At 35.1% G+C, this 24,567-nt stretch carries 23 protein-coding genes and 1 pseudogene; 1 reads left to right on the top strand and 23 read right to left on the bottom strand.

Annotated features, from left to right (window positions below; translation table 11 throughout):
- Positions 1-11 precede the first annotated feature (11 nt).
- The 20 genes and pseudogenes from NX902_RS08455 to NX902_RS08360 form a co-directional block, all read right to left on the bottom strand.
- Positions 12-1,354 (bottom strand): annotated as a pseudogene (locus NX902_RS08455) (ABC transporter substrate-binding protein).
- A 160-nt stretch (positions 1,355-1,514) separates the two neighbouring features.
- Positions 1,515-2,171: a YesL family protein gene (locus NX902_RS08450; protein WP_095333141.1), complete on the bottom strand. Its 657-nt coding sequence runs from the start codon at positions 2,169-2,171 to the stop codon at positions 1,515-1,517.
- A gap of 30 nt (positions 2,172-2,201) precedes the next feature.
- On the bottom strand, positions 2,202-2,516 hold the full coding sequence (gene rhaM / locus NX902_RS08445) for an L-rhamnose mutarotase (RefSeq protein ID WP_047941597.1): 315 nt from the start codon (positions 2,514-2,516) through the stop codon (positions 2,202-2,204).
- An 11-nt stretch (positions 2,517-2,527) separates the two neighbouring features.
- Positions 2,528-4,369 (bottom strand): heparinase II/III domain-containing protein, encoded by a 1,842-nt coding sequence (locus NX902_RS08440; protein WP_095333143.1) that lies wholly within the window; start codon positions 4,367-4,369, stop codon positions 2,528-2,530.
- Positions 4,370-4,384: 15 nt separating this feature from the next.
- Positions 4,385-5,218: a carbohydrate ABC transporter permease gene (locus NX902_RS08435; protein ID WP_095333145.1), complete on the bottom strand. Its 834-nt coding sequence runs from the start codon at positions 5,216-5,218 to the stop codon at positions 4,385-4,387.
- A gap of 13 nt (positions 5,219-5,231) precedes the next feature.
- Positions 5,232-6,176 carry a carbohydrate ABC transporter permease gene (locus tag NX902_RS08430; RefSeq protein WP_095333147.1) on the bottom strand — a complete coding sequence of 315 codons (945 nt, stop codon included), beginning with the start codon at positions 6,174-6,176 and terminating at the stop codon, positions 5,232-5,234.
- A gap of 256 nt (positions 6,177-6,432) precedes the next feature.
- On the bottom strand, positions 6,433-7,485 hold the full coding sequence (locus NX902_RS08425; protein WP_123259661.1) for an aldose epimerase family protein: 1,053 nt from the start codon (positions 7,483-7,485) through the stop codon (positions 6,433-6,435).
- A 283-nt stretch (positions 7,486-7,768) separates the two neighbouring features.
- Positions 7,769-9,397: a glycoside hydrolase family 13 protein gene (locus NX902_RS08420; RefSeq protein WP_095333151.1), complete on the bottom strand. Its 1,629-nt coding sequence runs from the start codon at positions 9,395-9,397 to the stop codon at positions 7,769-7,771.
- A gap of 64 nt (positions 9,398-9,461) precedes the next feature.
- Positions 9,462-10,469 (bottom strand): LacI family DNA-binding transcriptional regulator, encoded by a 1,008-nt coding sequence (locus tag NX902_RS08415; protein WP_341122755.1) that lies wholly within the window; start codon positions 10,467-10,469, stop codon positions 9,462-9,464.
- Between the two features lie 336 nt (positions 10,470-10,805).
- On the bottom strand, positions 10,806-11,078 hold the full coding sequence (locus NX902_RS08410) for a hypothetical protein (RefSeq protein ID WP_163186625.1): 273 nt from the start codon (positions 11,076-11,078) through the stop codon (positions 10,806-10,808).
- Positions 11,079-11,167: 89 nt separating this feature from the next.
- Positions 11,168-12,475: a DUF5643 domain-containing protein gene (locus NX902_RS08405; RefSeq protein WP_163186627.1), complete on the bottom strand. Its 1,308-nt coding sequence runs from the start codon at positions 12,473-12,475 to the stop codon at positions 11,168-11,170.
- Positions 12,468-12,986: a sigma-70 family RNA polymerase sigma factor gene (locus NX902_RS08400; RefSeq protein WP_163186629.1), complete on the bottom strand. Its 519-nt coding sequence runs from the start codon at positions 12,984-12,986 to the stop codon at positions 12,468-12,470. The genes NX902_RS08405 and NX902_RS08400 overlap by 8 nt, the downstream gene beginning before the upstream one ends.
- Positions 12,987-13,144: 158 nt before the next feature.
- Entirely contained in the window at positions 13,145-14,638 is a 1,494-nt protein-coding gene (locus NX902_RS08395) for an aldehyde dehydrogenase family protein (RefSeq protein WP_123259667.1), read from the bottom strand.
- A 168-nt stretch (positions 14,639-14,806) separates the two neighbouring features.
- A complete protein-coding gene (locus NX902_RS08390; RefSeq protein ID WP_163186631.1) occupies positions 14,807-14,944 on the bottom strand; it encodes a hypothetical protein in 138 nt (45 codons plus the stop codon).
- Positions 14,945-14,959: 15 nt separating this feature from the next.
- Positions 14,960-15,715: a methyltransferase domain-containing protein gene (locus NX902_RS08385; protein ID WP_163186633.1), complete on the bottom strand. Its 756-nt coding sequence runs from the start codon at positions 15,713-15,715 to the stop codon at positions 14,960-14,962.
- 111 nt (positions 15,716-15,826) lie between these two features.
- Positions 15,827-18,409 carry an ABC transporter permease gene (locus NX902_RS08380; RefSeq protein WP_341160682.1) on the bottom strand — a complete coding sequence of 861 codons (2,583 nt, stop codon included), beginning with the start codon at positions 18,407-18,409 and terminating at the stop codon, positions 15,827-15,829.
- Positions 18,410-18,414: 5 nt separating this feature from the next.
- Positions 18,415-19,098 (bottom strand): ABC transporter ATP-binding protein, encoded by a 684-nt coding sequence (locus NX902_RS08375; RefSeq protein ID WP_047941584.1) that lies wholly within the window; start codon positions 19,096-19,098, stop codon positions 18,415-18,417.
- Between the two features lie 281 nt (positions 19,099-19,379).
- Positions 19,380-19,529, bottom strand: a complete 150-nt coding sequence (locus tag NX902_RS08370) for a hypothetical protein (protein ID WP_204259871.1) — start codon at positions 19,527-19,529, stop codon at positions 19,380-19,382.
- A 189-nt stretch (positions 19,530-19,718) separates the two neighbouring features.
- Entirely contained in the window at positions 19,719-20,723 is a 1,005-nt protein-coding gene (locus tag NX902_RS08365) for a sensor histidine kinase (RefSeq protein WP_123257364.1), read from the bottom strand.
- Positions 20,724-20,725: 2 nt separating this feature from the next.
- Positions 20,726-21,409: a response regulator transcription factor gene (locus tag NX902_RS08360; protein ID WP_171509492.1), complete on the bottom strand. Its 684-nt coding sequence runs from the start codon at positions 21,407-21,409 to the stop codon at positions 20,726-20,728.
- 182 nt (positions 21,410-21,591) lie between these two features.
- Between NX902_RS08360 and NX902_RS08355 the strand changes: the two genes are divergently transcribed.
- The gene (locus tag NX902_RS08355; protein WP_163186639.1) at positions 21,592-22,620 is read left to right on the top strand and encodes a DUF3231 family protein; all 1,029 of its coding nucleotides are present in this window, start codon (positions 21,592-21,594) and stop codon (positions 22,618-22,620) included.
- A 69-nt stretch (positions 22,621-22,689) separates the two neighbouring features.
- Here NX902_RS08355 and NX902_RS08350 read toward each other — a convergent pair whose 3' ends face one another.
- The 3 genes from NX902_RS08350 to NX902_RS08340 form a co-directional block, all read right to left on the bottom strand.
- Positions 22,690-23,400, bottom strand: a complete 711-nt coding sequence (locus NX902_RS08350) for a polysaccharide deacetylase family protein (RefSeq protein ID WP_123257363.1) — start codon at positions 23,398-23,400, stop codon at positions 22,690-22,692.
- 137 nt (positions 23,401-23,537) lie between these two features.
- Positions 23,538-23,696 (bottom strand): YozQ family protein, encoded by a 159-nt coding sequence (locus tag NX902_RS08345; protein WP_095333175.1) that lies wholly within the window; start codon positions 23,694-23,696, stop codon positions 23,538-23,540.
- 85 nt (positions 23,697-23,781) lie between these two features.
- A complete protein-coding gene (locus tag NX902_RS08340) occupies positions 23,782-24,564 on the bottom strand; it encodes an ABC transporter permease (protein WP_095333177.1) in 783 nt (260 codons plus the stop codon).
- Positions 24,565-24,567: the final 3 nt, after the last annotated feature.

Raw genomic sequence — 24,567 nt, 5'->3', positions numbered from 1 at the left:
TCTTGTTTTTTTTATTTATTGCTATCGATTAATTCTTGTACCCTTTCATTTGTTACCTTTATCGTTTCATCAACATCTTGTTCATCAAAAATTAATTTTTCATATTCTTCATTCACTACTTTGTAAATTTCAGCCTGATAAGATACTGGTGATACTAGTTTAGAAGATTTCGCATTTGAAAGAACATTCGTTAAAGATTCTTTGTCCACCTTTTCTGGGTTTAGCGTACCTGTTAATATATTATCAATTATTTCTCCAAATTGATCATTACTTACATTATTCCAAGATGGAATATTTTTTCCTTGTAAAATTTGTCCTTCCGTTGTATACCAACGAATAAATTTATAGGCTTCTTCTTTATGTTCTGAGTTATTTGCGACTGCCATAAAGTCAGTAGTTACCGGAGTATACCCGCCTTCTGCGTCACTCGTGTTCTTTGGATAAGGAGCAACTGCGACGTTAAACTCCAATGGGAATTGGTCCGTTCCCCCCAATTCTGTATTCATCCAGCTGCCAATTAGTACTGTACTAGCATCCTGGTTAAAAAATTGATTTCGATAATGAAGTTTTTGAGACATGATATCGGTATAAGGGACAGCGGATTTGTCGACTTTTTCCATTTGATAGCGTATTTCCAGCGTCTTCTTAAAGAGCGGATTTTCAATATTGGAGCTTCCATCTTCTTTAATAAATTCTGTATTTTCTGCTTCACTAGCTAATGCTAGTTTCATAAACTCTAACCATCCACCATTTTGCGGACCAAAAAAAATGTTCCATAATGATCATCTGTTTTTAATTCTTTCGCATACGTTTGAAATTCATCCCATGTCCAATCTGTCGGAACTTCTAAGCCTGCTTTATCTAAATGATCTTTATTTAATAAAACATACCATGGATTAAATTTACCTGGTAAAGCATAATATTTATCACCAATTTTGGTATCTACTTTATATTCATCCGTGACGGTGTAGCCCTCTTTTTCAATAAATTCATCAATGGGAGCCACCATTCCCATACTCACACGCTGTGCATAGCTTGCTGTATCACTAAACATTAGTACATCTAGCTGTTCACCAGAAGCAGCAGCTAAATCTAGCTTTTTAATTGCCTCTTGTGTATCTCCCTTTTCACTTAAGATGACTAAATCCACATTTATATCTGGATTTGCCTCTTCAAAAGCTGCAATTGTCTTTTTCCAGTTATAAGATGCTTCATTACCGTGAGTGTGGAATTTAATTGTTACTTTTCCATCTTCATTGCCAGAAGCTTTTTCTGATGCTCCACTACTACATGCCGTCATGACTAAAGTAAGAATTAAAACAAAAATTGATAGCTTCCAAGATTTTCTTTGCATCTGTTTATTCCCCCTACGTATTATATCATGTAAACCCTTACAGGAATAGATTAACAGAAGTTCCCATCTTACTAATAAAAATAATTTTACTTATCCTGCAACAATTTTTACTTTTAATTTTAACAGTATTAGGAGGAATATAATTGTCTGCTTCTCTCTTTTAACTTTGAAACTTCCCTTCCTGTAATTTAGTTATTCTTATTTCAGCCATCTTCATAAAAATCGGATTAGAGAAATATAATAGAATAGTAGCAAGTCCACTACCTATAAAAAGCAAACCAGCACCTGAAAATACTACGCCTAAAAACAGCATCGTAAAGACACCGATGATCATGGACAACGTATGGAGTGGATGAGTACATGCAAGCAGAAAGGCTACTTTAAAATATTGAAAAAGCTTCAATTCATAATGAACATATACAGGAAACAGATAGAGTAACGTCAATAAGAAAAGAAACACTCCCCCAACTAACATTCCTATTAACCCAACATTTATTGATCCTTGTATCGACGCAATAATTCTCCAATCGATATAAAGGAACGCGATAAAAGCAAACACAACTGCTCCTACTTTATTTGCTTTACGGAATTCTTGCTTAAATGTCTGCCAATATGTACGCAATACTGGAATATCTGTTTCCTTTTGAAGCCATTTACGAATAATAGTCACCATTGCTACAGTAGAAGGGAAAAGGCCCCCAATAAAGAGGCCCATTGCACTGAAAATAAGCCAAAGTAAATTAATATAAGCTAATCTCGTAATCCATTGACAGACATCATAAACCTTTCCAGACCATCCCCCAATTTCTGCTTTCATGAATCAATCCCCCATCTCATCCTATATAACTTAATCTAAATGAAACACTTCCTCCAACTTATGTGACACAGGACTATAATCTTCATTCGTCTCCATAATTGGCGCCATATACTTCCACCATTTTCTGCATATTGCCGTTTGGGATATCGCATCATATGCCGCCTCGTCCTCTACTTCTAAATAAGCAAATAACACTTGGGATTCATGATGAAGATAAATGGAATAATTGGAAGCGCCATGTTGCTTCAGCGCCTCTTCCATTTCTGGCCAAAGCTCGTCATGCCTCTTTTTATATTCGTTTTCATATCCAGGTTTAATAAACATAATCGATGCTAATCTTTTCATTGTATCTCCTCCTATTTTTCAGAACTAAATTCAAATTCTAGATATACACGAAAATTCCTGCTTAATTTCTTAAGAGAGAGATCAAGTAATAGCACTTCTTCTCCTTTATTAAAATGGTTAACAAACGAATCTCTTTGTATACTTACCTCATAGTAATTGGAATCAAAATAAATATGGATGCAAGATTCTCCTTTGATACTTATTCCACCATCACATCTTTCAACCGAAACATTGGGCAATATAAAGCGTTCAATGATGGATTTTGGCTCTTCAGAAAACTTAAAAATGTCTTCCACGATTAATTTTGGAAACTCTGTTTTAATCCAAGTGAATTTCCGCGAGACATTTAATAGAGATGGATCTCTATAAGCTTTTGTCATTTCCAATTCAAACAAATCTCTCTTTCTATCAGAATTGGCAGTGACTAACCGAGCATAACTGGCTTTTCCTGCTTCTTGGTAAGAATGATTGATAATAGGGACGGAATGGCCTTTCGAACTATTACATAAATAAGTGTATCTATTCTCATTGAAATAGTCCTTCGTATATAAGCCACTTCCCAAATCCTGCAGCAAAGTTGTCTTATTGGCTTGAAGGATAAAATGTCCGATATCATTATGATTATGTGGCTCATTATTGCTTCCCCCTTTAGCTGCAAAAGCAAAAGACCCTGCATTTGATTGAACTCTAGAGATTAACCACTGGGAGTCCTCAGAAATAAACGTTCCTTCTTCCCATTTGCTTGGTGATAACGACGAATCAAACCATAATAACGCGCGGATGGCTGGTGCCCATCTGCTACAATGATCATCTTGATATCGCGCATATAATGGAAGTTCTGGAACGATAACGTCCTCATACTGATTTACTAAGAAATGACTCATCCCTATAAGTACTTTTGCTTTAGGGGGTGCATCAGAAAAATTCACCACTAAATCTCCCTCTAAAAATGATCGTTGTTGAAAAAGGGCAACTTGGTGAACTTTTTTCTGCATAAATAAATTAATCGTTCCATCCGATCTCTGATTCAATAGGTCGGCAAAATAGGAATAAAAACCAAATCCATATTGCCAATATAAATATCCTTCCATACATATTCCGTCTTCTGCAAAACCACTTAAATAACTTTCCATTACAGGGAGAACTTTTTCTAAAATAAGCGCAAGTTCTGTGGAATCTTGGATTAAATGGATGGCAGCTGAACCGATAGAACCCCCACAAACAGCGGCCCAATTATGGGTTTCTGTTTCCCATTTGAAATTTCCTTCGAGAAAGGGAATAAACGTCCGATTATACACCTCTTCATAAATTCTTTTCCCTATCAATGGATCTAAGTATTCTTTTGTGAGCGTATATATTTCACTTAAGGCAAAAGCTGTTTCAGCAGAAAATAAGTCGATTGTATAAGTAGTATCTTGTTTTTCTGTAAGTGAATATAATTGACCACAGTCAGTTTCGGGACTATTTATTAGATGGGCAGGTAAACACCATGAGAATTCATTACAGATAGACCAAATAATATCTTGCAGTACTTTACGAAATTCCTCCTTTTCTGGTTCAAGAAGTACCATGATTGCATAGGTATTCAATTTTCTTCTTTTCTGAAAATATGCTGTTTCATATTCTATTCGAGTACCTGTTGTTTCAAATAACTGAAACAACGAATACGGCAGTTCGTCATTATTTATTTTTTGTTGTTGAAGCTGCTCTAGTGTCTCACTTACTTGTTTTAGGATATCAGCATAATCAGGATTATGTTGAATGGATTTCCACCATGCTTTTTTTGCTTCAGCATTTGGAAAAAACAGAGAATATTTCCCATCTAGCTTCTCCAGCAACTCTTCGAAAGTCAATATTCACGCCTCCTTTTAGCCTTTTACTCCACCTAATGCTATCCCTTCAATTACTTGTTTTTGCCCAATAATAAATACGATTACGAGCGGTAAAATAGCTGAGACTGCCGCAGCCATAATTAGAGAGTAAAATTCGCCATTGATTGTCGTAAACTTCTGCATTGCAAGCTGTATCGTCAATAAATGATCAGAACGAAGGAAGATTAATGGGTTTTGATAATCATTCCATGTCCAAATAAATCGAAGGATGGCATAGGTCGCTATGGCTGGCTTTACAATTGGAAGTACAACTCGCCAGAAAATCTTCCAGTGTCCGGCTCCATCGATTTTTGCAGCTTCAACAAGCTCATTCGAAACTCCCATAAAAAATTGTCTAAGCATAAAAGTACCTAGCACACTAAAGCTTCCTAATAAGATTAACCCTAAATGACTATCAAACAGCCCAATTTTGCGGTAAATAATAAATTGTGGTACTAAAATTGCCTGTGCAGGTACCATATAAGTAGCTAAAACGATTAAAAACAAGAAATTACCTAACCGAAAATTCACTTTTGAAAATCCATAGGCTGCCAGCGCAGAAACAGTTACCGAAATAGCAGTAGTAAATACTGTCACTTTAATGGTATTCCAATAATAAATGTAGAATGGATTTTCCCCAAACCAGACTTCTTTATAATTGTTGAAACCATTCCATCTTTCTGGAATCCACTGTATAGGAAATTTAAAAACGTCTGCTTCTATCTTAAAGGATGTCGAAAGCATCCATACAAACGGAAGAAGAAACATAATACTTATCATTAACATGACGATTGTCATTATCGCTTTATTTATGGATAGTGATTTAAGCATCCGCAAACCCTCCTTAATAATTCACCCATTTTTTCTGTCCTAACCATTGAATAAGCGTAATAGCAAAAACAATAAAGAATAAAATAACGGCCATTGCAGAAGCGTGACCTATATCTAAATTAACAAAAGCAGTATCGTATAGGTTCCATACAATCATGCTTGTTGCGTGCATTGGTCCTCCTTTTGTTAAAACAGAGATTAAATCAAATACTTTAAAGGTTGAAATAATACCAGTAATCAACAAGAAGAAAGTAGTCGGTGAAACCATCGGTAACGTAATGTTTTTAAATTTCACCCATGCGCTTGCCCCATCAATATCAGCGGCTTCATATAGATCTCGTGGGATGGACTGCAGTGCAGCTAAATAAATGATCATATTAAAACCAATCGAAATCCAAATTTGTATAAACATAATGGAAACTAATGCAAAGCTTGGATCTGCAATCCATTTGGGAGGATTATCAATGCCGAGTGACATAAGAAATTGATTAATCGGACCTAAAGATGGGTGAAACAATACTTGCCATACTACTGCAATTGCCACCACACTTGAGATATACGGCATAAAAAATGCTACTTTAAAATAACTCTTAAAATAAACATTTCGATCGATTGCAATTGCTAGAAACAAAGAAATAACCATACAAATTGGTACCGTTAACATAAAAATAGCATTGTTCATTAAAGAGCGTATAAATATCTTATCTTGAAATAAATCTATAAAATTTTGTAGTCCTACCCATTTCAATTGCGAAATATTAGTAATAAAACTCCAATCAGAAAGACTTAAAATGAAGGTTGCAACAATTGGCAGTAAGACAAGGATGGAAACACCAATTAACATTGGTGAAACAAACGCAATCCCTGCCCAATTTTCATTTTTCACATGTTTACTTTGCCGCTTTTTCTTAGTTGGCTTTACTATATCCGCAGTCTTAACCTCTGTACTAGCACTCATGTTACTCACCTCTATCATCTTATTTTCTTTCATTATAGTAAAAATGACAGCACTTACATTAACGTTATTTTGCTCAATACAGAGACAAAATTTACTTCTTTCATTTGGCTTGTAACAATGGAAGGTACTATCTATGAGGATGATAGAAGTGATAAAGAAAAGATTTGTTAGTCACAATATTATAATAGTCTTCGTCCTTTGCAGCAAAAAAGAGAAAAAAACCATTCATTTGATTTCTTCCTCTTCTTGTCTTTTTCTATTCCATGACACGGAATTTCAGTTTTGTTTCAGCTTGATATATTTCTCCTGGCTTTAAAACAACGGATGGGAATGCAGAGTGATTGATTGCATCGGGAAGCCCTTGCGTCTCCAAACATACCCCTAAATATTTTTTAGCAATTACCCCATTGAAACGATATTGATCTTCTAACATATTCCCTGTATAAAGAACGACTGCAGGCTGGTTTGTAATTAAAGACATTTCCCGTCCACTTTCTCGATCTCGCAAAATAGCAGAATGAGAACCATCTTCTGCAAACACAAGCGGATGATCGTATCCATTTCCTACTATTCTATTTTGTTCAAAATCATTGTCCATTCCTTCTTTCAATAACTTGCCTTTTGCAAAATCAAATGGAGTGTTATTTGTTGGAATCATTTTTCCGGTCGGAATAAAATCTTCCCTAAGCTCTAGAAAGCGGTCGACATCTGCAATCAGCTCATGCTCTAAAATATCTCTTTTGTTATTACCGCTTAAATTAAAATAAGAATGATTAGTTACAGTAACAGGTGTTTCTTTATCCGTTTTCCCGCTATAAGATAAGATTATTTCATTATCATTTGTCAATAGATAATCTACAGTTAAGTCAAAATTACCTGGATATCCTTCTTCTCCGTCTGGACTATGGTATGTATAACGGATGCCTATTGCATCATCCTTTTCTACTATTGAAGATGCAAAGACCACTTCACTCCATCCTATATTTCCGCCATGCAAATGATTAGGTGGGGTATTGGTATTCAAGCGGTACTCTTTTCCATTAAGTTCAAATTTTCCTTCTTTAATTCTTCCAGCAACTCTTCCTACAATGGCACCTAAATATGGTCCTTTATTTTCTCGATACTCTTCTAATGTTTCAAAACCAAGCACTACATTTTCCTTGTTTCCTTCTTTATCAGGTACGATTATCTTCGTAATAATGCAGCCGTAATTCATGCTAGAAAAACTCATTCCGCTATTGTTTGTAAAAGTAAATTCCGTTACATCTGCTCCGTTTATTTCTCCCATTGATCTTTGACTGTAATTCATATGAACCTCTCCTCTTTAAAAATATTCTCTACATCTTTCCTAGTACTTAAATGAATACCTTTACCCTAAAACCCAAATTTGAAATCGCCTTCATTTCACTTTTCAAAAAAAATTCCATGCCATTTGTAGTAACTAATATAGTTTGTTTAACATATTAACTATTCTACTTATCTATTTTACTTTATTTGATTAAACTTGGTAATATCTTTTTATTAGAAAGACAGAATTTCATAAAAAAAGCTGTCAACACTCCTATCAGGTTGTTAACAGCTTCCTCCTACTATTAATGAACTCTTACGGCGAATGTTTCATATGGCTTTAACTGTAAATTCGAAAAGTCAGCATGTTGGCGGTGATAGTTGCTAATGATGATATCCTCACTCTCGCCAAACACAGGCATAATTAGGCTTCTTTCTTGCGCGCTAAAGTTTGCAATCACAATCCATGTCTCTCCTTCAAACTTACGAGTATAGGCAAAAATTTCTTCTTCTGTATCTTTGATTAATTCGAAATCTCCCCATACAATGATTGGGTTATCCTTTCTTAATTGAATCAAAGATTGATAGCAATAAAAGACAGAATTAGGATCTTCTAAATTATTTTTCACATTTATCTCCGTATAGTTGGGATTTACATGAAGCCAAGGTGTTCCTGTGGTAAAACCGCCATTTTCCGTATCATCCCATTGAAGAGGTGTTCTTGCATTGTCTCTGCCTTTTACATTAATAGAATGAAGAATCTCCTCTTTCGTATATCCTTTTGCTAATCGCTCATGATACATATTAATGCTTTCAATATCATTTACTTGACTAATATCTGTGATCGGGCAATTGGTCATACCGATTTCTTCACCTTGATAGATGTAAGGTGTTCCTTTCATTAAATGCAAGAGAATGGCAAACATTTTTGCACTTTCTACCCGATATTCTTTATCATTTCCCCAACGTGAAACGATTCTTGGTAAATCATGATTATTCCAGAATAAGCTGTTCCAGCCTTCATTTCCAAGTGATGTCTGCCATTTAGCAAGAATGGTTTTTAATTGATTGATTTCTAATGGCTTCAGATCCCATTTTTGTTTGCCTTCTTGCTTATCTAAACCAATATGCTCAAACTGAAAGACCATCGAAAGCTCTTTTCTAGCTGGATCGGAATATAATTTAGCAATTTCCGGTGTTGCTCCCCATGTTTCTCCTACTGTTAAAACATCATAATTGCCAAACGATTTTTCATTCATTTCTCGGATATACTCATGAAGCTTTGGACCATTTCCAGTAATACCAAGATCAGGTTGTTTTCCTACTAAATCAATCACATCCATTCGGAAGCCGCCGATTCCTTTGTCTAACCAATAGTTCATCATTTTCCAAACTTCTTCTCGGACTTTTTTATTTTCCCAGTTTAAATCTGGTTGTCTTTTACTAAATAAATGTAAGAAATATTGGCCGCTTTCTTCATCATATTCCCAAGCAGAACCACTAAAAGTGGATTTTAAATCATTTGGAGCTTCGCCATTTACTGGGTCACGCCAAATATAATAATCACGGTATGGATTGTCTTTTCCTTTTTTTGCTTCTATAAACCACTTATGTTCATCGGATGTATGATTGACTACTAAATCCATGACAATTTTAATTCCTTTTTCATTCGCCGCAGCAATTAATTCATCCATGTCTGCCATTGTACCAAACTCATCCATTATATCTTGATAATCACTAATGTCATAGCCATTATCATCATTTGGTGATTTATATACAGGGCTTAGCCAAATTACATCAATGCCTAGCTTTTGCAAATAATCTAATCGATTAATGATCCCTCTAATATCGCCAATTCCATCCCCATTACTATCTTGAAAGCTTCTTGGATATATTTGATATACAACCGATGTTTGCCACCATTTCTTTTCCATTTCGTTACCCACTTTCTATTCTTATTCGTCTAAGCGTAAACGTTTACGTTTAATTTAAAAAAATTTAATGTTCCCAATGTTTTACTGATGCTCTTTCCACTATATCGAATGGGAGCATTTCTGTTTTTACTGCTTTCTTTTGCTGAATTGCCTCGATTATTTTGAAACAGCCCTTTTCTCCCATTAACCGAAATGGCTGCTCAATCGTCGTTAAGGGTGGTACAGCCATTTCCGCAACTCTCGTATTATCGTAGCCTACGACGGAAAGGTCCTCTGGTATTTTTATCCCTAATTCATAAGCAGCTGAAATAATGCCAAGCGCTACCTCATCACTTACACAAAATACTGCTGTTATCCCATCCTTTTCAGTATGAAAAGCATAAAGGGCTTCTTTTCCTGCCGTAAAACTATAGTCTCCTGCTTTTATGTCGTTAGCAGAAAAGTTTAATCCATGATCTTTTAACGCTTTTTTATATCCTTCAATTCTTGGAATCCCAGCTACTCGATCAGAGAAATCAACACCTGCCAAGCCAATTTTCCGATGACCATGTTTTATTAGATACTCTGTAGCAGCATAAGAGGCTTCATAATCATCTACTTTTATAAATGGTATTTGTTTATTTGGTGTATCTGTTGACAATAACACATATGGAATACTCAATGATTCAATAGCTTGAATTTGGTCTTCCATTAATGGAATGGATACAATAACAAGCCCATCCACTTTTCTTTCTTCCAGCATCTTCAAGCAATGAATTAAACGATTACCTTTAACTCCTGCATGAGATAAAATAACACTAAAACCATGTTTTTGTGCCAGCTTCTCTATTCCATTAACAATATCTGCATAAAAAATGGTTGATACACTCGGCATAATAATACCAATTAAATTACTAGATTTTTTTACTAAGCTTCTCGCCATTTCATTTCTTCGGTAACCTAGTTCTTCTGCGATATGGAGGATTTTCTTCTTTGTCTCTTCGTTATAGCCACCTGCACCATTTAAAACTCGCGAAACAGTTGCAGTAGACACCTTTGCAGCATTTGCTATATCTTTTATCGTTATCGTCATTTTTGCCACCCTTTACGTAAACGTTTACGTTGCCTTCACTATAACATAAAAATATACTGCTTACAACACCCCAATGATTAAGAAATAATTAGTTTGATAGCATGGATTATTCTTTTCTATTATGTAGTCATTTGAACAGAACCCGGTAAATTCCATGCAAGACAACGCTATCTATATACAACCTTGACTAATAATTTATTCTCCGATATATCTCGTGAAAAATAAGTGAAATAAACTGAGCAAAACTACATAAAATCAACAACAACACAATAAAGATACAGAAAAGCACTATAAAAAACCACCTCAAAAGGAAAGGTGGTCAATGCACTTCGTCTATTATTTACTGCTATTATTTACTGGAAAATCGCCTTTCTCCCAATTAGTAGGACCTTCATTGCTTGGGATAAATTTGCTCCAATATTCACCAGTCTTCTTATCGAAAATGATAATATTATTCTCATTTGCAGGAACTAATTCATATCTATAATCATCATTATCATTCTCTACTTTTGTGGACTCTTTACCAAATGCAGACAATATGAACAAACCTAATATGGTAAAGCCTATTATAGTGGCTAACCCAAAAATTATGGATGAACTATTTTTCATTTTTCTACCTCCATACCTAATTTATATAATAAAAATTATTTCTCATTTTTTTTGAATTCCTTTTACCTTACTAAATGAAGCTTATCCTTTTATTTTAATTTTACTTTTATATCTCCTTTAATATAGTTTGGATAAGCAGCCAATTCGAGCTTTAAAGGATTTTTATACATTGTGTTATCAAAAGATAAAATCCAACTTATTTCTTTGTGCGAGCTTCTACTTTCTATCTTAGGAATGGAAAATTCTTTTCCATCTGCAGCAATTGCAGTACTAAAGAGGCCTTTTGGATCTTCCTCACTATTCGAATTCATAGAAAATTCCACTTGTGATTTTGATGTTTTCCCTAGTTTAAGCCTATCGTCTTTCGGACTGTTTATTAATGTATTTGTTTCTGTATTCACGATAACCATCGCTTCTTCTTTATCAATCGCCATTAGTTTATTGATCCGCAAATAAAGGTCCTTTGGTTTTTCAAAATAATTTGATTGGAGATAATACATTTTTTCATACTTACTCAAAGTTGTATTCACAATACCATTTGCAATAGACGACCATACTTCGCCGTTCTCATTTTCCAAGCGCATATCTTCAAATCCCAAAATTTCCTTTGTATTCGCTGGATCGAATGCTACCTTTACACCAATTCTTAAAGGATAGACAATCATTTCTTCAATCGTCATTTTTTGATTCTCTACTTCCACCACTTGGTTTATTGGATAAGTAATCTGCTTCTTTACATTTTCCTTTAGCTCAAAAGGAATCAGAAACTTTATTTCTTTGTTATCTATTACTGTAATGAATTCAAAATTAAACTTTAATTCCTTAAAGGAAAAAGGTTTAACAAATTGGTATTCCACCTTATCTTGAAATTCATTTTTGATATCTTCAGGAAAATCATTGCTTTGTACATGCTCAGGAAATTCTTCTTTATTAAAAAGATTAATATCCTTTATCTTTCCACCAGTTAGAGACTTAGTAGATTGTAATGTATAAAAAATATTTATTCCTGATTCATCCATAATCACTCCATCAATCGTTAACGTTAAATCACCTTTTGTCTCAGAAACATCTAGCTTTTGATAATAATCATTTTCGATAATGGCAGAATACCCTTTATCTTGTTCAATATAACCAATCAACCATTCCATTCCAGGGATGGATGAGAGGGCATTTGCGAAGGTTGGAGAAATCCGAATAGATGTTACAAAGGAAATGATGATTATTGCAGCAATTGCAAGCCCGATTAATCTTTTTTGTTTTTTCTTCGCCCGATTTTGTTCCTGTTTAGCTTTCAAAATTCCGCTTAATATGGCTTCTTCGGCTTTTTCGAGCGGTAATGTTGTTTTTTCTAAGTCAGCCTTTAACCTAGACAATCTTTGTTCCTCTTCTTCATACATGATCACTCGCTCCTTTCTCTTTAAAATACAGCCGAAGCGTTTTTAGTACTTTATGTAATCGAGACTTTACCGTTCCTTCTGGAATATTCTCTATTGCGGCGATTTCTTTGATTTTCGTATTTTGAAAGTATTTTAAATAGATTAATTGCTGGTCTTCATGTGATAACATTCCAAGGGCTTCCTTTAGTTCGATTAATGATTGGTTTTGGTGGACAGATACGTCATATAGTTGTTTATCAGAAATAATCCGATTCTTTCTCTTTACTTGATCTTGACAGTAATTGATCATAATCCTTGTCAGCCATGTTTTTAAATAGGCTGGTTCGTTAACGGTATGGATCTTTTTATATGCCCGATAGGTTACTTCCTGCAAGGCTTCTATTGCCGCATCCTCGTCTTTGAGAAATGCTAAAGCAGCTCTTAGCAGTGATTCTTTATGTAATTGCATGACTTCCAAAAAGGCATCATCATCTCCTTTAATAGCTTTCCTGCTAGTCTCTAACTCTTCCAATTAATCACCTCCTCTTTGCTCCTATACATTAGACTTTCTACTTTGGAAAAAGTTCACGAAAGAACAAAATTATATTTTTTTATCTAAGAGCAAATTATACATGAAATTCAAAGTATAAAAAAAGCCGCTAAGACAATGTCCTAACAGCTTCCCTTTCTTTAATATAATCCCTCTGTTTCTTCTTTCGTTACGATATAAATATTTTTTGTCTGGGTATAGCCATCTAAGATGCTCTTATATGTTTCCCTGCCGATGCCTGATTTCTTGTAACCGCCAAATGGCGCTCCCGCTGGCAGTTGATTATACGTATTCACCCACATTCGGCCTGTTTCCACACTTCTTGCTACACGCAATGCTGTATTAATATCTCTTGAGAACACCGCTCCTCCAAGGCCAAACTCTGATTGGTTAGCAAGCTCAATAACCTCTTCTTCGGTCTTAAATTTAATGACTGTTGCAACTGGGCCAAAAATCTCTTCTTTGGCAATACGCATATCATTAGTGGCATCAGCTAAAATCGTCGGAGCCATAAATGCCCCATTTTCTAATCCGTTATTTATGAGTCTGCACCCACCTGTTACAACTCTAGCACCCTCTTCTTCTCCTATTTTTACATATTCTAAGATTTGCTTTAGTTGCCGTTCATTTATTTGTGAACCCATCACGACATCTTCTTCCCAAGGCAAGCCAACTTTTACATCCTCAAAAGCCAGCTTCATTTTCGCAAGAAACTCATCATAAATTCCTTCTTGGATAAAAATTCGGGAACCAGCACAGCATACTTGTCCTTGGTTAAAGAGGATGCCTAATTGAACCCCTTCTAAAGCTCGCTCCATTGGTGCATCATTGAAAATGATATTTGCTGACTTACCGCCTAGCTCAAGTGTAGAGGGAATAAGCCTTTTGGCTGCGGCCACAGCAACTTCTTGGCCAATTTCTGTCGATCCTGTAAAGGCAATCTTCGCAAATCCCTCATGCTTTAACATATAATCCCCGGAATGAGAGCCGCGACCAGTAATTACATTGACTACCCCTTTTGGTAAAACTTGATCTAAAATTTTGGCCAGCTCCAGCACACTTAAAGAAGTAGAAGATGATGGATGAATGACAACCGTATTGCCTGCAGCAATTGCTGGGGCGATTTTCCACGCGGCCATTAAAAGTGGAAAATTCCAAGGGATAATTTGTCCAACAACTCCGATCGGCTCTTTAATCGAAATAGATAGAGTATCTTCATCAAAGGCTTGGGCAGTTCCTTCTTCGGAGCGAATGACCCCTGCAAAATAGCGGAAATGGTCTGAACTTAATGGCACATCTATATTTCTTGTTTCTCTTAACGGTTTTCCATTATCCAATGTTTCTACTAACGCTAATTTTTCCGCATTTTCATCGATTAAATCGGCAATTTTTAATAGTAAATTACTTCTATCTAATAAGCTTACTTTTTTCCAGGTTTTTAAAGCTTCTGTTGCAGCATCCACTGCTTGATCAACATCTGTATAGGTTGCATCAACAAAGTCAGCAAGCTTTTCGCCGTTACTTGGATTGAAGCTTGCCATCAGCTTCCCTTCCGATCCCTTTTGCCACTGCCCATTAATATAAAGGCCATACTCTGAGTCCAATACAGTTGCTGCATTTAAAGAAGTTGCCATTTTCAAATCCCCTTTTTCTTATATTTAAAAATAAGGTATTGATTACATAGAAAATCAAATGGAAAGCTCTCACCTTATTTTTATCCTGATTATCAAAACACCCTGTTAAGAATGCGTTTACAAATACAGTTATTTTAAGATTGACTCCAATGTGATTACTTTAACAAACTAGCAGATAGTTAAATTATAAAATCCAATATTAGGAATGTCTAATAATAACGTTGTACTTCTTTTTGTTACAATCCCAATTGCCAAGAATGGTTTTTGCTCTCTTTTTTTAAAGACTTGAAGTACTAAACATGACATGCGGCTTCCCACATGTCATGTTCTTCTCGCTTTAATAATCATAGTAGTTGGAAATTTCCTTGCTTTGTATAAGGAATAATAGCGATCAGAGATTTCAGCCTCGACCGTTTCCAAGCTTTTGGAAACCTCACTTTCTATAACAGATTCAATTGTAAATCCTGCTTTAATCAATTCATTTATAAATGTACTCATTTTTCTTTTGGGTATCACTACTGGTGCTTCTTCCCCTTTAAATCTTTGGTATAATGTTAAACCTTCTTCCTGATAAGAACCAGTAAGAGAGATTTGTCCGTTTTGACTTTGCATATACGCATATAGTGGATGGTCCCAGCTAAATATAAATACTCCTCCTGGCTTTAAATACGAAAAAATAAGTTTAAATGTAGAAGCTAAATCCGTTGTCCATCCAATTGCATAGATGGAGTAAACGATGTCGTAATATACCTTAGGGAGATCGATTTCTTCTTCCATCGCAGCACAATATAGATGGGAAGTTAAGTCTTTAAGTGTTTCTTTTGCTGTTTCAATTTGCTGTTCTGATAAGTCTATCCCCCATAATTCACTAGCCCCTTTGTCTGCCATATAAAGCAAAGAATGTCCGCTGCCACAGCCGATATCAAGGACTTTTTTATTTTCTATTTCTTCAAATAGCCTTAATTCCTCTTCTGTTTGACTAAAAGGTCCATAACTTGGTAGTGCATCAATCCCGTTAAAATGATAGGCTACTTTATCCCAGCTTTCTTTATTTTGTTGCAAAATATCTCTCTTCATATTACCCTCCTCTATCGTACTTACTGATTCTACATTCTTCTTGCACTTACCTGCTTGCTTTTTCCTATGAAAAAAACCCGCCAAAATGGACGAGTTTTTTATTTATTTCTATTAAATATTCTCTTGCTTTAAGCCATCGATAATATTTTCTTTCTTAATTTTGCTGACTGAATATAGCATAGCTGAAGCGACAATGATAAATATGGCAATAACTACATAGAGAATACTCATCCATGGAAGCGCAAAACCATATTCAAATGTATTGCTTATCGACCAGTATATGATAGCTATTACTCCAATACTAATTGGAAGACCATACATCAATGCTTTTATTCCATAAAAAATGCTCTCAAAATAGATCATTTTATTAAAGCCAGTTGGCGTCATTCCAACCGAACGCAGCATAGCAAACTCTCTTTTCCGCAAAGAAATGCTTGTAGAAATGGTATTAAAGATATTAGCAATACTAATTAATGAAATGAGGGTAATAAACCCATACATAAAGACAGACATCATCATAATCATCTGCTCTGATTGCTTACGATCCTTTTCGACATTGTAAATATAGACCGAGCTTGTTTTCAGATCTTCTAATTCCTCTTGGGCCTTCTCTGGATTTTCGCTGTTTAAATAGAGTGTGTAATTCATAACCAAATTTTCATTTTTAAATAATTCCTTTGCAACCTCATCGGATATAATCATGGTAATCGTTCCATAACTATTAGCATCAATCCCCATTATCGTTTCATTGGTAAATGCGCCAATTTGAATCTTATTAAACTTTTCATCCTTTTCCTCGTCCATATTGTAGTGATAGAGATCCATATAATCACCAGGTTTTGCATTCATCACCTTTTCTTCCACAAATTTCTTTTCATATGGATCAAAATAAGAAACGTTCTCTATCACAATACCTTTTGGTACCTTAGGATTCGTATATTCTTGGGAATTAAAGCCTGCAGTTTTAGCATATTTCTGCATAGCTGTATCAGATAGCACAAAGAAGTTCACATTAAATGATAGTTTACCATTCTCCAGAATAGTTTTATCTTTCTTCACTTTTTCTCTATTATTTTTACTTAACACATCTTCAGGAAGGTAAGTGTTCACATAGGTGCTTTTAATTATATTACTTTTTGTAACACTAGGTGCATTGGCTAAAATCTGCATCTCTTCCTCTGTAGTATGAGAATCCCCAGACACTGCAATATCATAATCAATATTTTTCTGTGATAACCCAACTGATTTTTTCATATTATCTGTGAAATATGCTACGGTTAAGAAAAGCAAAATACTTATAACTAATGAAAAAACAGTGGTTTGATATCTTCGTTTATTACGTTTTAAATTTTTCAAGCCAATTTCCGCTTCTAAGCCAAATACCTTGCGCACAAGTTTAGAAGTTTTTACTTTTTTTCCAGATAATTTAATATCTTGTGTTTGTCTAATTGCATCTATTGCTGAAATCTTTGATGCCTTCCTTGCTGGCAGATAGGTAGAAATAAAAATTGTTACAATGGAAATCAGAATGGAAAATAAGATAGAATAAGGCGTTACTACTACATTTAAACCTTCTGTAGTGTTTAAAGCTTCTTTAAAATATTTGTTTATAAAATAGAATGTCGCGCCAATTCCTGCTAGTCCCGCAATGATTCCTATCGGGATGCTGATGCCTCCTATAACTGTGCCTTCAAAAAACACTGAATTTCTTTTTTGTTTCTTCGTTGCGCCGACACTGGAAAGCATGCCTAAATGTCTTGCCCGTTCTGACACACTGATGGCAAAAGCATTATAAATCAATGCCACAGAACCAATTACAATTACAAGTATGATAATTCCTAATAGAGAATACATCGTAACAAGCACATTATCATGTGAAGATACCCCCTCATAACGCAGGAGCTCATCATTAAAATTCACTTTGGCGATAGATAATTTCTTTGCTGAGGATTCCATGTCCTCAAATAAAGATTGCTTTACCTTTTTCATTACTACACTTGCATTGACGCTGCTGTTAGTCGTTAACTCCTTTTGGTCCAAATAGCTAATAACTGTATAGCCTGGTGCCCATGAAGATTCCCATGATGGGGTTTCCATAATCCCCACAATTTTGAATGTAGCTGCTTTTGCTTGCTGGATTTCCTCCGTTTTTTCTCCTTCTTCATTCCTTTGCAAAGGATCTGTTTGTGTTAATATCGTATCTTCTCCATCTGATTTTACATGTCTTTCCCCAATACTAACTTTTATTTCCTTACCGATGGCATAAGAACTATTCCCTTTCTTCCTCATTTCATCAGATATGATAATTTCATTCGAAGATTTTGGATATGTTCCTTCTTTTAAACGAATTGGAAATTGCTCAAATCCTTGCTCATCATATTGTTTAAAAAATAAGTACGGTTTATTATCGTTTTTTGAATCCTTCCATTCCGCATAACCCAAATCATTTGATAAGATAACCTTTTCGATTTTGCTGTCTTTTTTTAGCTCTTTAGCTTGCTCGCTATTCACGCCTATAAACTGCGCATGCCATTCTCCGCCCCTTGCTATCGTATCTCTTTTTAATAAATCAATAAAAGAAACACCAAGGGTGGCAACAGCTGTCAGCATACTGACAGAAATAATGACGCCAATAATCGTCACTAGTGTTCTTCGCTTGTTCTCCTTTAAATTTCTCAAAGTAAGTTTATTCATTATATTCATGGACGAATCACCTCATTTTTGGCGATTTTTCCATCCTCAACCGAAATGACACGATCCGCCTGTAAGGCAATCCGTTCATCATGAGTAATTACAATAAGTGTTTGATTATAGGTTTTATTAAACATTTTTAATAGTTCCATAATCTCTTCACTATTTTTACTGTCTAAATTCCCTGTAGGCTCATCTGCCAGCATAATTGCGGGATTACTGATAAGTGCTCGTCCAATGGATACACGCTGCTGCTGTCCCCCAGATAATTGATTAGGCAGGTGATCTAATCTTTGCTGCAGACCTAATATCGAAACAATGCGATTAAATTGTTCTTTATCTACCTTGTGATTATCTAATAGAAGAGGCAGCGTAATATTTTCTTCTACCGACAAAATGGGGATTAAGTTATAAAATTGATAGATAAGACCAATTTGTCTTCTCCTAAAAATAGCTAATTGTGTTTCATTTAATTGATATATATCTGTATTATCTACAAAAACTTTTCCACTTGTTGGTCTATCTACCCCACCTAGCATATGAAGCAAAGTCGATTTCCCTGACCCAGATGGTCCAATTATCGCTACAAACTCACCCTTGTTAACAGAAAAGGATACGTTATCCAATGCTTTAACAGCTGTTTCTCCTTTTCCATATACTTTAGACAGATTTTCTATTTTTAAAATTTCCATTTATTCGCCCTCCAATTACTTGATGCTCTTAGTCTACCTGTCTAAAGTGACTATTGAGTGACTTTAAAGTGACAATTTAGTCACTTTAAATGGTTTATAGCTCTTTTGTGTTAATTTATTGATATTGGGGGTTCTTTGGTTGAACACTACTTTTTCGAATTCCCGCTTTCATTAACTCTATGAACACCATTTTTCCTTGCTGCCCAACCAGTTTTGGCTTTCATCCTCTTTATGAACACCATTTTCCCTTCCTACCGAACCAATTTTGGCTTTCATTCCCTCTATGAACACCATTTTTCCTTCCTACCGAACCAATTTTGGCTTTCATTCCCTCTATGAACACCATTTTCCTTCCTGCCCAACCAATTTTGGCTTTCATCCTCTTTATGAACACCATTTTCCCTTCCTGCCGCACCAATTTTGGCTTTCATTCCCTCTATGAACACCACTTTTCCTTCCGGTCGAACCAATTTTGGCTTTCATCCTCTTTATGAACACCATTTCCCCTTCCATCCGAACAAATTATGGCGTTCATTCCTTTAATGAACGCCTCCCCACAGTAAAACGAATTCTCTTTTTCATCTATTCTAATTTCCGCTATCATCCATAATTCAATTTCACTAAATCACTTGTTTATAGAATTTAATATGAAAAGTAGTTCCTTTTCCTATCTTACTTCTTACTTCAATATCCCCATGCTGGCTTTTTATAATACTATAGGCCATTGCTAAGCCTATGCCGATGCTGTCTTCACTAGCATTTTCCCCTTTATAAAATCGTTTAAAAATATAAGGTAAATCTTTTTTAGCGATGCCTTTGCCGTTATCGTGAATAACTATTTCTGTAAACAAAACATTTTCTGCGAAACTAATGTGTATTTGTCCACCTTCTCCGGTGTGTTCTACACAATTTTTTAAAATATTTATTATTGCTTCTACTGTCCAGTTAAAATCACCTATGTATGTAACACTATCATCTCCAGTAATCTGCAAAGTCTGTTCTTTTATATCGATCGGAATTAATACTGGTTCAACCGCCTTATGAATTAGTGCTTTCACAACTACTTTTTCCTTTTTAAAAGGAATCGTCCCAGCATCCATTTTCGATAATTTCAGCAAAGAAGAAACTAACCACTCCATTCTTTCCAGCTGTATCGAGATATTATTCGTAAACTCACGCCGTTTTGATTCCTCTAGATGGGGATTGCTTAACAAGTCAGTCATTACCACCATGGAAGTCAGCGGTGTTTTCAATTGATGAGAGATATCAGAAATTGCATCTGTCAGTTTCAATTTTTCCTGACGAAGAAGTGAGCTATGTTCAGAAAGCATTAAGGTAACTTTATAGATATTATTTTTTAAAATACTTAATTCACCTTCGACATTGTCGCGGATGTCCAGACTTTCATCTCCATTACTTATTCGCTGTAAGTAGCTCGAAAGGTTTTCTATTTCCTTATAACGGAATCTTGTAAATAAAAAAAAGCTAATAAAAATAATGCTGATAACGCTAAGCAAATATGCGGCCACAGCGAAAGAAAAGACGGTAAGCGCATATATAATCGCTACTATGCTTATGATTGCTAAAATAAGTATCAGTACTTTCCATTCCCGATTACGAAGCATTACTAGTCACCTACCTTATAACCAAGACCACGGACAGTTTTTATAATGGTTGGCTTTTGGGGATTATCTTCTAATTTCTCGCGGAGCCTTTTAATGTAAACTGTTAAGGTATTGTCATTAACAAAATCCCCTGCAACATCCCAGATTCGCTCCAATAGCTGTGTCCTTGTTAAAACTTGGCCTAAATTATTGGCGAATATCAAAAATAACCGGTATTCCAGGGCCGTGACTACTACTTCTTCATCCTTTTTATAGATCTTTCCTTCCAAAGTATTAATACGTATATCGTCGATTTCGATGAAAGTAGTATTTTGGGGCTGTACATTGTAGCGGCGCAATACGGATTTTATTCTTGAAAGAAGCTCTCTCAGGCGAAACGGTTTAGTAATATAGTCATCTGCCCCCATATCAAGTCCCATTACTACATTAACTTCATCATCTAATGCCGTTAAAAAGATAACGGGCTTATCTGATTTACTTTTCACAAGCTCACATAATTCATAACCAGAACCATCTGGCAGAGACAAGTCAAATAAACATAGATCGATATGGTTAAGCTCTGCCTCTATCGTTTTTCTCGCACCTTTGGCATCATGACAAATAATTGTTTCATAATTTTCACTTTGTAAACTGTAATCTAAACCAGAAGCAATTGTTTTATCATCTTCAACTATTAGTATTTTCATTTTCTACTCCCATAAGTTTTCTTTTCTGTAATTATTCTAAACGATTGGTACATAGAGTGAAAGGTCTTCCCTTATAAAAAGGAAAAAGCTAAAAAATTGATTCAATATTAATAAGTAAATTTAGCATACGATTAAATATGTCTGTGAATACTAAACAAAACCAACTAAAGGAGTTTTTTGAGATGGACGCGAGACCAAAACCATTGAATATAGATTTAAAACAAACTGACCTAAGTGAAAAGCTAACATCAGCGGAATTAGGTAAACTTTGGGCAACGTATATGGGCAACAGCATGTCAAAATGTTTTCTCCATTATTTCCTTCAGCATGTCGAGGATTCTGATATTAAAAAGCTATTGAAAAACGCCTTAAAGTTGAGCACAGAATTTTTATCTATATCAGCAGAAATACTTTCAAAGGAGAATTTTCCATTGCCAAAGGGTTTTTCCCTAGAAGAAGATGTAAACCTTCATGCTCCTCGTTTGTTTGAAGATGAATACTATGTTCATTATCTTAAGTATGCCGCTAAGGCTGGAATAAGCATTTATAACGTAGCTATTCCCCTTGTTTTTCGAAAGGATGTAAAAGAACTTTTCCAATATTGTATGAGTTCTACCGTACGTTTAATAGAGCAAATTAAGGAAATATTAATGAAAAAGGGCTTCACCCGTAAACCGCCTATTATTCCCATTCCTGAAAGTCAAATGTTTGTTCAGAAGGATTTTTTAAATGGCTATTTTGGACATGTAAGATCTTTACATGCATTAGAAATAGCACATCTTTACGATAATATCGAGAACAATGTTGCGAGTAAAGCATTGATTATGGCATTTAGTCAAGTTGTCCAACAGGAAGAGATTCGGGAACTCTTTATAAGAGGAAGGAACTTTACCGATAAACATGTTGAACAGTATATGGAAAAACTACATAATGATCATTTACCAACACCATCGTTTCTTGATCACTTAATTACAACATCAACCGTTTCTCCTTTTTCGGATAAAATAATGTTATTTCATAAAATGGATATGTTTTCGATGAAAATCAGATCCTTTGGAAACTCAATAGCTGTAAATGGTCGGCATGATATTGCCTTTATGTATACAAGAGCATTAACACAGATAGGTTTATTTACAGAAGATGCTGCTAAAATTATGATTAAAAATGGCTGGATGGAGCATCCACCCTTTGCAGTGAAACGTGAAAGCTAAGGTATTTCATTCATAAAAAAAGGTATCTGGCTAAAATCCACATACCTTTTTCTCTTTGCTATTTAACAATTAATTATTGCTATCTGCCATCTCTTGAAGTTCATTAACCGTAACAAATGTATACCCAGCTTCTGTTAGTGTTTTTAAAATTCCTTTTAGCGCTTTTCGTTCTTGCCCTGTCTTATCATACATTGGGTGCATCAAAATAATGGACCCTGGCTTTACTGACTCTTTCACATAGTTTATCTTGTCTTCTGCTGTCTGATAATACGTATCAGGCTCCATGTTCCATAGAATCGTATCTATTTCTGCTTGTTTCAAGAAATAAGGAAGCCCAACTAGCTTCTTTCCATTAGGCGGTCTGAAGTCTATTTCACCTGTATAACCAGCTTTTTCAATTAATTGATTTGTTTTTTCTACTTCATTCCTTATAAAAGCTTGCGACTTAAATATCATACGCTCATGTGAGTATGTATGATTTCCAAGTTGATGTCCTTTTTCCGCAATTTCCTCTGCCAAAAGAGGATTTTTTTCTATTTCATTTCCAATTAGAAAAAAAGTTGCTTTTGCATCGTAAGCATCTAGTAAGGACAGAATATCATCTACATTTTTAGTAGGTCCATCATCAAATGTTAAAGCAACTACTTTCTCCTTTGTCTTTACATAATCGGTTAATCCACCGAATAATTGAAAAGATCGAGCGTTCATTAGTTGATAGGCACCAAATAGGATAAGCAACAAAACCAAAAAACCAATTAATATCTTCCATCTTTTTTTCATTCCAACAACCTTTCTTTACTTTATTTTTGCCGCTATAATTATATCCTCTTCTTGCCCCCTTATCTATTATTTAGTGACATAAAGAAGATGGAGAAAACGATTCCTCGTTTTCTCCATCTTCTTAAAGTTTAAAATGGTTATTCTTTGTTTTTTTTCTTATCAATTGTTCCTTCTGTTAAACTATCATTTGCTTGATCATGCGTTTCTTTCAATCCTTTTGAAGCTTCATCCTTTTGTTTCTTCTCGTCAGGCTGATGAGTTTTGCCTGCAGGGTTTGTGTTTGAATCTTTATTCATTTTAAAACGCCTCCCATTATTTCATGATGTATATATTTATCTACTAGATTTATACCACCATTAATAGATTAGGAAACATTCCATATTACGAACCGGTTGACCGATAGTGACGCACACCAACTATCCACACAAGAATACAAGGAAGGATAAATAGAATACCTGCCAGCGGTGTTAGCATATATAACCATTCTGCTTCTCCTCCCTTACCAAGGAGGTAAAGCAAAGGTAAATAATTGACAGCGCCAAAAGGAATAACAAAAGTAAAAAAACGCGTCACCCATTTTTGATAAATATTTAATGGATACTGAGCCATTTCCCTGCCACCATCGGTAAAAATATTAGCAATCTCCAATCCTTGAATGGTCCAAAAGCTAAGAGTCGCTGCCAAAATAAATATTCCTGTAAAAATAAAAACACCACTTAAAATCATTAACAATAGGGTGATGCACTTCATTATGTTCCAATCAATTGCTAGATTAAATAAAGCCCACCCTAGAACCATAACACTCTGCAATAACCTTCCCACTCTTGTAAATTCAAATTTCGAACCTAACACTTGTATAAAAGTCGTCCTTGGTCGAACAAGCAATCTATCAAAATCACCGCTGGCAACAAGACTGGAGAAATTATCAAATCCTCTTGCGAAGCATTCACTTAATGCAAAAGCCATATGAATGACAGCAAAACAAAGACCAACCTCATAAAAATCCCAGCCTTTAATTTGCCCAAACCTTTCAAACAAGAAATATAATCCAGCAAAGGCAGAAAAGGGAACAAGAAACTGCCCTAATGACAATAGCCAAAAAGACGTTCGATACTGCATTTGTGATTTAAATAATAGCAGAAGGTATTGAAAATAAAGGCGCATAAT

This window comes from Niallia sp. FSL W8-0954, from assembly GCF_038005605.1.
Taxonomy (GTDB): Bacteria; Bacillota; Bacilli; order Bacillales; family Cytobacillaceae; genus Niallia; species Niallia circulans_A.
The sequence above is the reverse complement of the archived record's forward strand: the minus strand, read 5'-3'. Positions and strand labels throughout refer to the sequence as shown.

Bases quoted from the DNA above. Each gene is read 5' to 3' on its own strand.
- NX902_RS08450 (WP_095333141.1), bottom strand. From the start codon at position 2,171: ATGAAAGCAGAAATTGGGGGATGGTCTGGAAAGGTTTATGATGTCTGT.
- rhaM (WP_047941597.1), bottom strand. From the start codon at position 2,516: ATGAAAAGATTAGCATCGATTATGTTTATTAAACCTGGATATGAAAAC.
- NX902_RS08435 (WP_095333145.1), bottom strand. From the start codon at position 5,218: ATGCTTAAATCACTATCCATAAATAAAGCGATAATGACAATCGTCATG.
- NX902_RS08430 (WP_095333147.1), bottom strand. From the start codon at position 6,176: ATGAGTGCTAGTACAGAGGTTAAGACTGCGGATATAGTAAAGCCAACT.
- NX902_RS08425 (WP_123259661.1), bottom strand. From the start codon at position 7,485: ATGAATTACAGTCAAAGATCAATGGGAGAAATAAACGGAGCAGATGTA.
- NX902_RS08420 (WP_095333151.1), bottom strand. From the start codon at position 9,397: ATGGAAAAGAAATGGTGGCAAACATCGGTTGTATATCAAATATATCCA.
- NX902_RS08415 (WP_341122755.1), bottom strand. From the start codon at position 10,469: ATGACGATAACGATAAAAGATATAGCAAATGCTGCAAAGGTGTCTACT.
- NX902_RS08410 (WP_163186625.1), bottom strand. From the start codon at position 11,078: ATGAAAAATAGTTCATCCATAATTTTTGGGTTAGCCACTATAATAGGC.
- NX902_RS08405 (WP_163186627.1), bottom strand. From the start codon at position 12,475: ATGTATGAAGAAGAGGAACAAAGATTGTCTAGGTTAAAGGCTGACTTA.
- NX902_RS08395 (WP_123259667.1), bottom strand. From the start codon at position 14,638: ATGGCAACTTCTTTAAATGCAGCAACTGTATTGGACTCAGAGTATGGC.
- NX902_RS08390 (WP_163186631.1), bottom strand. From the start codon at position 14,944: ATGTCATGTTTAGTACTTCAAGTCTTTAAAAAAAGAGAGCAAAAACCA.
- NX902_RS08385 (WP_163186633.1), bottom strand. From the start codon at position 15,715: ATGAAGAGAGATATTTTGCAACAAAATAAAGAAAGCTGGGATAAAGTA.
- NX902_RS08380 (WP_341160682.1), bottom strand. From the start codon at position 18,409: ATGAATAAACTTACTTTGAGAAATTTAAAGGAGAACAAGCGAAGAACA.
- NX902_RS08375 (WP_047941584.1), bottom strand. From the start codon at position 19,098: ATGGAAATTTTAAAAATAGAAAATCTGTCTAAAGTATATGGAAAAGGA.
- NX902_RS08370 (WP_204259871.1), bottom strand. From the start codon at position 19,529: ATGAAAGCCAAAATTGGTGCGGCAGGAAGGGAAAATGGTGTTCATAAA.
- NX902_RS08365 (WP_123257364.1), bottom strand. From the start codon at position 20,723: ATGCTTCGTAATCGGGAATGGAAAGTACTGATACTTATTTTAGCAATC.
- NX902_RS08360 (WP_171509492.1), bottom strand. From the start codon at position 21,409: ATGAAAATACTAATAGTTGAAGATGATAAAACAATTGCTTCTGGTTTA.
- NX902_RS08355 (WP_163186639.1), top strand. From the start codon at position 21,592: ATGGACGCGAGACCAAAACCATTGAATATAGATTTAAAACAAACTGAC.
- NX902_RS08350 (WP_123257363.1), bottom strand. From the start codon at position 23,400: ATGAAAAAAAGATGGAAGATATTAATTGGTTTTTTGGTTTTGTTGCTT.
- NX902_RS08345 (WP_095333175.1), bottom strand. From the start codon at position 23,696: ATGAATAAAGATTCAAACACAAACCCTGCAGGCAAAACTCATCAGCCT.
- NX902_RS08340 (WP_095333177.1), bottom strand. From the start codon at position 24,564: ATGCGCCTTTATTTTCAATACCTTCTGCTATTATTTAAATCACAAATG.